This is a genomic window from Dietzia sp. SL131 (genome assembly GCF_026672565.1).
Lineage (GTDB): Bacteria > Actinomycetota > Actinomycetes > Mycobacteriales > Mycobacteriaceae > Dietzia > Dietzia kunjamensis.
In genome coordinates this window covers 2,521,095-2,533,203 of sequence record NZ_JAPPRI010000003.1, presented here as the reverse complement: position 1 = coordinate 2,533,203, position 12,109 = coordinate 2,521,095, and the positions used below count along the sequence as shown (strand labels likewise).

Annotated in this window: 10 protein-coding genes; 6 read left to right on the top strand and 4 right to left on the bottom strand. The window is 71.6% G+C overall.

From position 1 onward, the window contains the following. Positions 1–206 precede the first annotated feature (206 nt). The 6 genes from OVA21_RS12830 to ccsB all read left to right on the top strand — a co-directional run bounded on the left by OVA21_RS12830 (position 207) and on the right by ccsB (position 7,190). The gene (locus tag OVA21_RS12830; protein ID WP_268092556.1) at positions 207–776 is read left to right on the top strand and encodes a DUF3558 family protein; all 570 of its coding nucleotides are present in this window, start codon (positions 207–209) and stop codon (positions 774–776) included. Further along, the gene (locus tag OVA21_RS12825) at positions 776–2,662 is read left to right on the top strand and encodes a hypothetical protein (RefSeq protein ID WP_268092555.1); all 1,887 of its coding nucleotides are present in this window, start codon (positions 776–778) and stop codon (positions 2,660–2,662) included. Before OVA21_RS12830 ends, OVA21_RS12825 begins: the two co-directional genes overlap by 1 nt. 220 nt (positions 2,663–2,882) lie before the next feature. After that, positions 2,883–3,815 carry a formate/nitrite transporter family protein gene (locus OVA21_RS12820; protein ID WP_256821192.1) on the top strand — a complete coding sequence of 311 codons (933 nt, stop codon included), beginning with the start codon at positions 2,883–2,885 and terminating at the stop codon, positions 3,813–3,815. A 66-nt stretch (positions 3,816–3,881) separates the two neighbouring features. Further along, positions 3,882–4,331 (top strand): cyanase, encoded by a 450-nt coding sequence (gene cynS / locus OVA21_RS12815; protein WP_268092554.1) that lies wholly within the window; start codon positions 3,882–3,884, stop codon positions 4,329–4,331. A 202-nt stretch (positions 4,332–4,533) separates the two neighbouring features. Next, a complete protein-coding gene (gene resB / locus OVA21_RS12810; RefSeq protein ID WP_268092553.1) occupies positions 4,534–6,195 on the top strand; it encodes a cytochrome c biogenesis protein ResB in 1,662 nt (553 codons plus the stop codon). Next, positions 6,192–7,190: a c-type cytochrome biogenesis protein CcsB gene (gene ccsB / locus OVA21_RS12805; RefSeq protein ID WP_067713592.1), complete on the top strand. Its 999-nt coding sequence runs from the start codon at positions 6,192–6,194 to the stop codon at positions 7,188–7,190. Before resB ends, ccsB begins: the two co-directional genes overlap by 4 nt. Here ccsB and OVA21_RS12800 read toward each other — a convergent pair. Genes OVA21_RS12800 through OVA21_RS12785 form a run of 4 tightly spaced genes read right to left on the bottom strand, consistent with a single transcriptional unit; the run spans position 7,187 to position 12,060 of the window. Beyond that, complete coding sequence (locus tag OVA21_RS12800) at positions 7,187–7,858, bottom strand: ATP-binding cassette domain-containing protein (RefSeq protein WP_268092552.1); 672 nt, start codon at positions 7,856–7,858, stop codon at positions 7,187–7,189. The genes ccsB and OVA21_RS12800 overlap by 4 nt on opposite strands. Next, positions 7,855–9,417 (bottom strand): ATP-binding cassette domain-containing protein, encoded by a 1,563-nt coding sequence (locus tag OVA21_RS12795; RefSeq protein ID WP_268092551.1) that lies wholly within the window; start codon positions 9,415–9,417, stop codon positions 7,855–7,857. The genes OVA21_RS12800 and OVA21_RS12795 overlap by 4 nt, the downstream gene beginning before the upstream one ends. Continuing rightward, positions 9,410–10,405, bottom strand: a complete 996-nt coding sequence (locus OVA21_RS12790) for an ABC transporter permease (RefSeq protein WP_268092550.1) — start codon at positions 10,403–10,405, stop codon at positions 9,410–9,412. Before OVA21_RS12790 ends, OVA21_RS12795 begins: the two co-directional genes overlap by 8 nt. Next, entirely contained in the window at positions 10,402–12,060 is a 1,659-nt protein-coding gene (locus tag OVA21_RS12785; RefSeq protein WP_268092549.1) for an ABC transporter substrate-binding protein, read from the bottom strand. Before OVA21_RS12785 ends, OVA21_RS12790 begins: the two co-directional genes overlap by 4 nt. Positions 12,061–12,109 lie beyond the last annotated feature (49 nt).

The window sequence follows — 12,109 nt, the reverse complement described above, 5'->3', positions numbered from 1 at the left end:
TCTGGGCCCGGCACTGTGATGACCCACCCGTCGGCCGGTGACGACTGGGATGATCTCTGATCGTGAGCGCCTACCGACCTGACGACGCCCCTTCCGACCTGCGGCGACGCGATTTGGCGCCGCGAACCTCAGGTCGGGGGAACCGTTCGACGGCTCGGCCCGTCGTACAGATTGTGGGGAAAAGTAGAGCGTTCGTAGCCGCGGTGGTGGCCGCCGGTGTGGTGCTGTCCGGGTGCGCGTCGGCTGACGGGGGAGAAGATAAGTCGACGACGACGAGCCCAGCCGCTGCCGAGGAGCCGGGCAATCCCTGGGATCTGCCGATCGAGCAGAGGCCCGCCCTGTTCGACCCGTGTGCCGAGATCCCGATCGAAGCTATCGAAGAGGGGGTTGGGAAAGCTGTCGAGCTCAGTGAGAGCCTCACCCGACACCGTCCGGGTCGTCTTATGGGATGTGGGTGGATAAACGAGGAAGTGCACGTAACCGCGGCATCCTCTTGGAAGTCTCGCTCAGACTATATGGCCGATCAGAGCTTAGTGAGGGTGACCGATAGCCGAGCTGTGCAGGACGACCGAGGACTCCGGATGGTGGAATCCGGAGATCAGACTGATAGTACTTGCCTGCAACTCTTCTTCACAGAGAGTGGGGCTGTCTGGATCAAGTTGGACATAGTTACCGGTCTAGGCAGCTTTCGCGGAGCGAAGTTTGTTAAGGCGTGTGATGCGCTTGACGAGGCGATAGTGCCGATCATGCCTTATATCCCGGAGGGGGATATTTGATGCTTGTTCACCTTGAGTCCGATATCGCCCGAGCTTGCATGGTTATATGCGACATATTTGCCAATTCGATTAGGGCCACTTTCAACTTCGATTTGATGGATTCGACAGAAAGCCAATCTGGCGCGTTTAATACTGCTCGCCAGATAGGGACGGTCTATTCGCTGTTCGCCTACGAGGATCTGCGGACGCTATTGAACGGGTTTGTGGACCAAGCCCGAGCGATGTCCGCCTTGTTCGCCGCCGCCGGAGGCCTTATCGAGGCGCAGGATGAAGCGTTGGCGGGGGCGTTGTCGAAGGCGGCTGAGGAACCTGCCGGGCTGCAGAGCCTGGGGCTGATCCACGCAAGCGAATCGGACGTCTTCGCACTCCAGGACATGTGCGTCATGGGCGCCTACGGGCGAGTGGGGCCGGAGGATGTGTCCAATTCGCCGCTGGAGCGCATCGCACAATGTGCCGAAGGGCTGCAGCCGAGCCAGTTCAGCGACATCGATGAGCGGGCCACCAGAGTCTCGGAGGCACTGAACTCAGCTGCGGAACAGCTCAACAGCGACCTCAACAACATCCTCGGTAGCAGCTGGCAGGGGGAATTCGCGTCGAGTGCGCAGGACTCGGTGACGGGCCTGGTGAACTCGGCGTTCGCTTTGTCAGGGGAGTTGGAGCAGGTCGCAGCCAAGGCCAGGCGCGCGCACGACGGGTTCGTCACCACTCGCACCAACGTCGCCGAGCAGGCAGCGCAAGCCAAGATCGCGCAGCTCTCCGGCCAGGAGCACGGACCTGCGGGGCTGAGCGCCGCTGCGGAGTCGCGGGCCCGAATGGCGGCGGCGGAGGAGCAGGCCAGGGCGATCGTCAACACCGAGTACAGCCCCGCAGTCATGGACGCGAACCTCGATGACCTCGACTTCACCGCCGCGTACCGGGTGGTGTCGACCTCGGCGCTGGCCGGGCCCAGCGGCATCGACATGGCGAGCGTCTGGAACACCGATGGCATCCCGCGGCCGGCCCAGCCGGCGGCGCCGAGCGCTGCCGCAATCGCCGCCCTCACGGGTGGTGCGAGCGGAGCGGGCAACGAGGCGCAGGTGGCCGCCGGGACCGCGGGCGGCGCAGCGCCGGGGATGACGACGACGAGCACTCCCACCGCAGCCGTGGATGCCGCCACTGAGCAAGCTCTCCTGGCTGCGAGGGCAGGCGCCGCCGACGGGGGAGGAGCGGCAGCGCCGTCAGCGGGACAGGCAGGGGCGGGAAGTGGTGTCAACGCCACGACGACCGCAGCGGGGGCGCCGTTCGCGCCGATACCGGGCGCACACGGTCAGCAGACCGGCGCTGGCGCCGGAGCCGGCGGCGCGGCCGGGATCCGTGGGATCCGAGGCGGAACCGTCGGCGACAGCAACCGCAATCGGGATCGCGGGTTCGGCTCGACAGCCGGGCTGGTCGGCGGCGGCGGGGCTGCGGCCGCAGGTGCAGGAGCCTCACGCATGGGTGGCGCCGGCACCCTGGCCGGATTCGGTGGCGGCGGCCCGGCCGCAGGAGCTCCCGGGGCCGGTTCGGCAGGCGCAGGTGCCGCGGGACCGGGTGCAGGGGCGTTTTCGTCGTCGTCACCAAGTGCGGCACACGCCGGGCGAGCTGGGGCAATGCCGATGGGTGGAGTGATGGGCGCGGCAGGGGCCGGGCAGAACAACGACCGCCGCGGCCACACCCCCGCGAGCTACCTGACCAACGCCACCAACACCACGGCGATCATCGGCGATCCGGTCAAGGTCGCGCCCGCGGTGCTGGGCCGCGCACCCGTGGAAGACGCAACCTTGGCCGTGCGGTCGGACCAGCCCGAACCGTTCCGGGGGCGCGTGATCGGCCGCGACTACACCGGCGGGGGTGCGGGCCGGCACTAAGCAACGCGAGCGGCAGGCGAGGATGCGACCCAAGGCGCCGACCTGGGAACACCGGCGCTGCCGGCCCGCGTGTCCGCCCGAGCGGCGCCGGCCTCACGGGCGATCCCCCGCGCGGTGAGCAAAGGGTAACCAGCCCGCACAGTGGGGTCACCAACCAGACACACAGACCTCCCAGACTTGGCGCGGTACGACCACCACCGCCGCACAGCTGGAGGCACCCGTGTCCTACGTCCAACCCCAGGACTTCACCCGCGCGATGATCGACGCCGGGGCGAAGAAGGTCCACATGTCCACCCGCGACACACTCATCCGCGGATTCATGGCCGGCGCGATCCTCGCGCTCGCGGCGGCATTCGCCGTCACCGTCACCGTCCAGACCGGCAGTGCACTCCTCGGAGCAGTGCTGTTCCCGGTCGGCTTCATCCTCCTGTACCTGCTGGGCTTCGACCTGCTCACAGGCGTGTTCACCCTCGTGCCACTGGCCCTGCTCGACAAGCGCCGCGGCGTCACGGTCGGGGGCATGCTGCGCAACTGGGGACTGGTCTTCGTCGGCAACTTCGCCGGCGCGCTGACCGTGGCGTTCCTCATCGCGTTCATCACCACCTACGGGTTCAACGTCGCCCCGGACGAGGTGGGCCAGCGGCTCGGCGAGATCGGTGAATCCCGGACGCTGGGCTACGCCGAACACGGTGCAGCCGGGATGCTGACACTGTTCTTCCGCGGCGTGCTGTGCAACTGGATGGTCTCCACCGGCGTGGTCGCCGCCATGATGTCCACCAGCGTCAGCGGCAAGGCACTGACCATGTGGATGCCGGTGATGCTGTTCTTCTACATGGGCTTCGAGCACTCCGTGGTCAACATGTTCCTGTTCCCGACCGGACTGATGCTGGGCGGCGACTTCTCCCTCGGCGACTACCTCGTGTGGAACGAGATCCCGACCGTCGCCGGCAACCTCGTGGGCGGGCTGCTGTTCGTGGGACTGACCCTCTACGTCACCCACGCGCGCACCAAGGCCCGGCGGACGTCGTCTCCTGACACGGACACGGCAACGGTCGGTGCTCCGGACACCGCCACCGAGCGCGCGACGACCGAGCGAGCCGCCACCGAGCGCGCGACCACCGAGCGCCCGACCACAGAGCCGGCCGCGGTCTGACCCCGCGGGCACGCCCGACCGCCAGCCAGCCCGCCCACCGACTCGCCCACCGAGAGGATCCGTTCGATGACCCCCATCATGTCCAGGCACGAGGCCGCGACGCTCGTGGACTCCGCCCGCATCCGCCAGGGCCGCACCTGGGCCGACCTGGCCGAGCATCTGGGGACCCCGCTGGTATGGACCACCGCGGCGCTACTCGGCCAGCACCCGATGTCAACCGAGCAGGCACGGGCGGTGTGCGACCTCCTCGGCCTCGACGACGCCGTGGCGGAGAGCCTCGCCCTGCAGCCGAGCCGCGGAACGCCGGCAGAGGTGATGGCCGATCCGACGATCTATCGGTTGACCGAGGCGGTGTCGGTGTACGGCCCGGCGCTCAAGGCGCTGATCCACGAGGAGTTCGGAGACGGGATCATGAGCGCGATCAACTTCACGGTCGACATCAACCGTCGCGCCGACCCCGACGGCGACCGGGTGGTGATCACGTTGGACGGGAAGTTTCTCGACTATCGGTGGTGACGGCCCCGACCGGCCAGGAACCCCCGCGGCGGGGGAGGCTCCGGCGGCCGGGCGGAGACCCCCGCCACACCCGGCGCGACCTCCCCGCAGTTGGCCCCACCCTGCCAGGATCCGCTCAGGTTCGCCCAACTAGCCTGGGTGAGACCGGCGCCGAGCCACGCCCCGAGCCGCCTCGGCGCGCCGCGACCCGCAGATGGACCCCATGCCCAGAACCGCTGCCGTCACCGCGTTCCTCCGCAACGCGTGGCGCACCCTCACCGCCATGCGCACGGCGCTGATCCTGCTGTTCCTCTTGGCCGTCGCCGCCATCCCGGGCGCGCTCCTGCCACAGCGCAGCCTCAACGAGGGCAACGTCAACGAGTACATCGCCGAGAACGGCTGGCTGGGCGAAACCTACGACAAGCTCCAACTGTTCGACGTCTTCAGCAGCTGGTGGTTCACCGCCATCTACGTCCTGCTGTTCGTCTCGCTGGTCGGCTGCCTCACCCCGCGTTGCTTCGAGCTGGTCCGCCAGCTGCGCACGCCCCCGCCGCTGACCCCGCGCAACCTGTCCCGCCTGCCGCACCACGCCGCATACCGGACCACGGCCACGCCGGAGCAGGCCGCGGCCCAGATCCGTCGCGAGCTCAAGGGCCGGGTCCGCCGCAACGACGGCGACGGCCGCGTCCCCGGCACCATCGAGCTGTCCACCGAGCGCGGCTACTCGCGGGAGGTCGGCAACATCGTCTTCCACTTCGGCCTGCTCGCGCTGCTCGTCATGTTCGCGGCCGGCAAGTTCGTCTACGCCGAGGGCATGCGCGTCATCGTCGCCAACGAGGAGTCGCCGGCGTTCTGCAACACCACGCCCAGCGCGTACGACTCGTTCCGCGCTGGACTGCTGGTGGACGGCACGGACCTCGAGCAGTTCTGCATCAAGGTCTCCGACTTCCGCGCCGACTACCTGCCCAACGGTCAGGCCGAGATGTTCACCTCGAACGTGCGGTACACGGAGGAGGTCACCACGACCGACCCCGACACGTGGGAGCCGTTCGAGATGCGGGTCAACCACCCGCTGCGCATCGGCTCCACGCGCGTCTACCTGCAGGGTCACGGCTTCGCGCCGACGTTCACGGTGACGTTCCCGAACGGCGAGACCCGCACGGACACCCAGCACTGGTCACCGACCGAGCTGCAGACGTTCCTGTCCTCGGGCATCATGCGCTTCGACCCGCCCGCTGGCATGTACCCCGATCTGGCCGAGCGGCGGACGCAGCAGATCGCCATCCAGGGCCTGTTCGCGCCGACCGCCCAGTTCGACGGCACCCTGCTGAGCTCGCGGTTCCCGCGCATGGACGACCCGGCGGTGGCGATCGACGTCTACCGCGGGGACGCCGGCCTGGACACGGGCCGCCCGCAGTCGGTCTTCTCGCTCGAGCCGGACCTCATCGAGTCCGGCGCGCTCAAGCGCGAGGCCCGCGTCAACCTCAAGCCCGGCGAATCCACCACCCTCCCCGACGGCACCGAGGTGCGGTTCGACGGCGCCGAGGAGTTCGTCAACATCCAGGTCTCCTCCGACCCCACGCAGATCTGGGTCGGAGTGTCCGCCGCCGTGATGATGGCGGGCCTGGTGCTCAGCCTGATGGTGCGGCGCCGGAGGATCTGGGCGCGGGTGAGTGTCGACGACGACGAGGTCACCCGTGTCGATCTGGGTGGCCTGGCCAAGACGGACCGATCGGGCTGGGGGAGCGAGTTCGACGAGCTCCGGGACCGGCTGGTCTCGGCGGCGACTGTCACACCCGTGTTGCCGGGTGAGGCCGACACGGGCCACACTTCAACTAGTCGCGGTACCGCCGCCGACGCTGCGCGGAAGGACGACACCCGGTGATCACTTCGACCCTCGCACAGGGCCTGCCCATCGACGAGACGCTGGCCACCTACTCGGACCTGGCGTTCCGGACGGCCTTCGGGATCTATGTACTGGCGCTGATCGCGTCGCTGATCTACTACGCGGGTTTCCGCGTGGCCAAGGTCTCGGAGAAGGAGCTGGTCACGGCCGGCGGGACCGGGCTGACCGAGTCGCGGTCCCTCACCGACACCGGCGACGAGGAGCGGGCCTCGGCCGGCAACGTGCGCTGGGCGCGGATCGCGCAGCTGTTCGTGGTGCTCGGGTTCGTGTTCCACGCCGCGTCGCTCGTGCTGCGGGGGCTGTCCACGGAGCGGTTCCCGTGGGGCAACATGTACGAGTTCATCCTGGGCAGCACGCTGTTGGCGGTGGCGGCGGGGCTGATCTGGCTGCGCAAGCCCGCACTGCAGGTGGTGTGGCCGTATCTGCTGGTGCCGATCCTGGTGCTGCTGTTCTTCGGCGGGACCCACCTGTACTCGGATGCCGCTCCCGTGGTGCCGGCGCTGCGCTCGTACTGGCTGCCGATCCACGTGTCGATCATCGCGCTGGGCTCGGGCATCCTGCTCATCCCCGGTGTCGTGTCGATCATGTACCTCATCCGCGTGTGGCAGCCGCAGGGGCAGGAGCACGGGTGGGGCGCCCGCCTGGCCCGTCCACTGCCGGCAGCCGAGACTCTCGACCGCCTGGCGTACCGCACCACGGTCATCGGCTTCCCGGTCTTCGGCGTGGGCATCCTGCTCGGCGCCGTGTGGGCCGAGAGCGCGTGGGGCCGCTTCTGGGGCTGGGACCCCAAGGAGACGGTGTCGTTCATCTCCTGGGTGCTCTACGCGGGCTACCTGCACGCCCGTGCGACCAGCGGCTGGGGCCCCAAGAAGGCGGCGTGGATCAACATCGCCGGCTTCGCTGTGCTGGTGTTCAACCTGTTCTTCATCAACATCGTGGTCTCGGGCCTGCACTCCTACGCCGGGCTGAACTAGCTCCCGGCGGCGTCGCCCATCGTGTGGACGACGTCGGCCCAGTCGGCCGCGAGCCGCTGATCATGGGTGATCGCGAGGACGCCGAGCCCCCCGTCGGCGCGGGCCCGCAGGACGCCCGCGATCGCGTTCGTGCTCTCGGGGTCCAGATGCGCGGTGGGCTCGTCGGCGATCAGGTAGCGCGGCCGTTGGGCCAGCGCCCGGGCGAGGCAGGCGCGGTGGAGTTGTCCGCCGGAGACCTGTTCGGGCCGTCGGTCGAGTAGGCCGGGGTCCAGTCCGACCTCCCGGGCGAGCGCGTCCACGTCCACCGGGCTCCCGCGCAGCCGTCCGGGGAGCGCGATCATCCGGCGGAGAGTCATCCGGGGGTCCGCCGACGCCATCGGGTCCTGATCCAGCAGCGCCGTGTGCCCGGGCAGTCGGCCGCGCCGGCGCCGCACCTCCCGCACACCCGGGCCGTCGGTCAGCGCGCCGGGTTCGTCCGTCACCGTCACCGTCCCGGCGGTGGGGGCCAGCAGTCCGGCGAGCAGGTGCGCGAGGGTGGTCTTGCCGCTTCCGGAGGGCCCCACGAGCGCGGTGACCCGGCCCCCGCGCACGGTCAGGTCGGTCGGCGGCAACGCGAATCCGTCGGGTCCGGCGTGCCGGAAGGCGACCCCGCGTGCGGACAGCGTCATGACGACACCAATTCCGCGACCGGCCGGAGCCGCCCGCCACGCATCTCGAGTACCTCGTCGGCGACGCCACTCTCCGCGATCGCGGCGTGGTCGTGGGTCACGAGTAGCACTGCGAGCCCGGTGTCGTCGGCCAGTCGGCGCAGCGTCGTCAGGACGGCAAGGGCCAGGTCGGCGTCCAGGCCGGTGGTGGGTTCGTCGGCGAGCAGGACGGTGGGGTTCGTGCTCAGCGCGGCCGCGATCGCCATCCGGCGCAGCTGCCCGCCGGAGAGCTGGTGCGGGTACCGGTCGGCCAGGGCGGGGTCGACCCCCGCGAGCCGGCACAGGGCGTCGACGTCAGGGGCGCGGCGGCCCCCGGGGCCCCGCCGCCCGACGGCGAGTCCCTCCTCGAGCTGCCCACGCAGGTGCCGGGTCGGGGTGAACGCGGACGCGGCGGACTGGGGTACGTGCCCGGTCGATCCGCCTGGGCCCAGGTGCACCCGGCCTGCGGTGATCGCGCGCGCAGGGGTGAGCCCGGCGCAGGCGTCGAGAAGGCTGGACTTGCCGGCGCCCGACGGCCCGATGATCGCCACGACCCGGCCCGGCGCGATCCGCAGGGACACCCCGTCGACGGCCGTCACCGTGCCCGGGCCCCGGTGCGTCACCACGAGATCGCCCACCGCCAGGACCGCCCGGCTGGTGCCCACCTCGTCGTCGTCGCGGTGGTGGTCGCCGGGCGCGTGGTCACCCACGGGGACCCCGCGCCGCACCCACCCGCGCCCCGGCGTCCCGGGCCCCAGCAGCGCGACCGCCACGGTCACCGCGATGAGCGCGGCGGTGGGGAAGGCCAGCGGCCACCACCGGCCGAGCAGGAGGCCGGACTGGGACAGCGCGACCAGTGTGCCGAGGCTGGGCCGTTCGGGCGGCATCCCGATGCCGAGGAACGACAGGGTCGACTCGTGCCACACGGCGTGCGGGATCATGAGCACCATCGCGAGGCCGGCCTGTCCGACCACGGCCGGCAGGACGTGCCACCGCGCGAGCTGCAGCGGGGACGCCCCGGCGACGCGGGAGGCGGCGACGTACTGCGACGCCATGATCTGCTGCGCCTCGGCCCGCACCACCCGCGCGACGGCCGGCCAGTGCGTCAGCGCCAGGGCCACCACGATGGCGGCGAGCGAGCCCCGGAACAGCGCCACAACCACGACCGTGGCGAGCAGGTGCGGCACGGCGGCGACGGCGTCGGTGCACCGCATGAGTGCCGCGTCGACCCGGCCACCGCACGCCGCCGCTCCGGCGCCCACCGCCACCCCGAGCACTCCGGCGAGCACCGCGGCGCCCGCGGCGACCGCGAGCGACACCCGCAGCGCCTGCGCCACCCGGACGGACAGGTCGTGCCCCAGCCCGTCGGTGCCCATCGGGTGCGCCCACGTCGGCGGCAGGTCGGCTGACAGGTACCCGGACGACGCCATATCGGCGGGCGCGATCGCGGGCCACACCAGGGCGAACGCCACCACGGCCACGAGCATCACCCCGCCCGCCGCCCGCAGGCCAGCCACCCGCCCCACCGCCCGATCACGCATCGATCCGCACCCTCGGGTCGGCGACGAGCAGCAGGCAGTCGGCGAGCCACGTGCCGACCAGGACGGTGAGCGACGCCGCCACCGTCACCGCGGCGAGCAGCGCGAAGTCGGCCCCGAGCGCGGCGTCGACGGTCGCAGCCGCCACCCCGGGCCACGCGAAGACGGTCTCCACGACCAGCGATCCGACCATCACTTCGGGCACCCGCGAGCCGAGCAGCGCGATAAGCGGCGCCCACGCGACGGGTGCGACGTGCCTGCTCAGAACGGTCCATTCGCCGAGTCCACGGGCCCGCGCCTCGGCGACGGCCGGCGACGCCTCCGCGTCGAGCACCGCCCGCCGGAACGCGAGCAGCATCCACGGCACCTGCCCGGCGGCCAGCACGAGCGCGGGCAGAATGCCGTAGCGCACCACGCCGCCCACCGTGGCCGCCTGTCCGGGCGGGGCTGCGCCGGAGACGGGCAGCCACCCCAGCGCCACCGAGAACACCGCCACCGAGCCCAGGGCCAGCGCGAACGTCGGGATCGAACTCAGCGTGACCGCCGCCCCGGCGAGCGCCCGGTCGACCGCGCCGTGGGGGCGCGCCGCCGCGATGAGGCCGGAGAGGACGACGACGACGAGGGTGATCCCCAGCCCCACCGCAGACAGTCCCACGGTCCACGGAAATCGCTCGGTGAGTACGTCGAGCACCGGTTGGCGGTAGGTGGGGGAGTAGCCGGCGTCGCCGGTCGCCAGTCCCGCGATCCACTGTGTCCAGGCCTGCCACCAGGGCCGATCGGTGCCGAGGGCGGTGGCGGCGGCCGAGCGTTCGGCGTCGGTCAGGCGTTCGTAGCCGTCGCCGAGGTGGGCGGCCAGCGGGTCGAGTGGTGAGGTGTCGGCCATGACGAACGCCGCCAGCGTCACGGCGAGCACGACGATCGGCGCGGCGAGCGCCCGGCGGACCGTGACGCGGGCGAGTTCGGCCCGCCGTTCACGCAGTCGCCGGATCACGGGCGGGCCGTCCAGCGCGCGACCGCCCACCACGGTCCCCAGGTCGCGCCGTGGGAGTGCGGTTCGAGGATCGGGGCGGGGCCGGTGTGGCCTGTGTCGCGGACGAGATAGGTGTGTTCGAGCGTCACGAGGAACAGGTGCCCGGGGTCGCGGTAGTAGGCCTGCTGGGCCTGCCGGTAGAGGCGGGTCCGTTCGGCCGGGTCGGCGGCGCGGCGGGCGGCGTCGAGGGCGCGGTCGACGTCCGCGTCGCCATAGCCGCCGGGGTTGTCCAGCGGTCCGGACAGCGGGGTCGGCGAGTGCAGGGTCCGGTAGGCCTGGGTGTCGACGGTGTACGGGTTGTCGCCGCCGCCGAGCAGGACCGCCACCTCGCCAGCGCGGGCCTCGATCTCGTCCCACGTCCCGCCCCACAGTTCCACGGCCACGCCCACCTCGCGCAGCTGGTCGGCCACCGCCGAGGCGAGTTCGCGGCGCTGCGAGTCGGCGACGGGATAGGCCAGCACGAACTCGGCCCTGTCGGCGGAGCCCCCGCGGACCAGCACCCCGTCCGGCCCGGGCCGCCACCCGGCCTCCGCGAGTTGGCCCCGCGCGTCGGCCCGGCGCGCGGCCGGGTCCGCGTCGGCTTGCTCGCCGGCCACGCCCACCGGTTCGAACTCCGGGTAGGCGTCGGTGATCGGCGAGGTGGCGGGCCGACCGTGCCCGGCCAGGACGTGCTCGACCAGCGACTCGCGGTCCACGGCCAGCGACAACGCGCGCCGGACCGCCGGGTCGCCGGTGAACGGGTGCGCGGTGGGCAAGGCCACGGCCCGCCAGTCCGCGCTGTTGACCGACACCAGCTCCAGCCCGTCGCGGTCGGCCAGCCCGGCAGCCAGTGCGGGTGGCAGGACGGTGCCGTCGACCTCGCCGGTGACGATCATCTGGGCGCGGGCGTTCTCGTCGGGCACCGATCGCAAGACGAGGGTGTCGACGTCGGGGGCGCCGTCGCGGTGGTCGGGATCGCCCACCAGCACGGCCTCGCCGGGGGAGAGGCGCTGGAGCCGGTAGGGGCCGGTGCCGACGGGCGCGGTGTTGAGCGAGGACTCCGCCGCCGGCCCCGGCGCGAGCAGTTCGGACGGGGCGATGCCCAGCAGCAGGCGCGCGGGCATCCCCGGGTCCGGGGCGTCGAGCCCGAACTCCACGGTGAGCGGGTCCGGCGTCGCGATCCGGGCGATCGACGTGTAGTCCGACGCGATCGGCGAGCCCGACACCGGATCGACCACCGCCCGGTAGGTGGCGGCGACGTCCCTGGAATCCAGCGCGCTGCCATCGTGGAACCGCACGCCCTCGCGCAGCCGGACGGTCCACGTGAGCCCGTCGTCACTGACCACCGGGTCGGCCACGGCCAGCGCGGGCACGAGGTCGGGCAGCGTCTCATCGTCCGCGGCCGCCGGGCGAAGCAGCCCCTCGTACAGCGGCGAGACGCCGGTGGAGCCGTAGCCGGCGACCGGGTTGAACTCGCCCAGCGGCGCCGAGTCGGCCAGCACGACCCGGCCGCCGACGCTCCCGCCGCCGCTGCCACCACCCTCCCCGCCGTCACCAGCGGCGGACGGCATCGCGCATCCCGACGCGGCCAGGGCCACTGCGAGGCACACACCGGTGACGGCGTAGAACGGTCTCAAGTGCGTCTCCTACCCACGGGAGATACGTGTCCGGTCGGACACCTAGTGC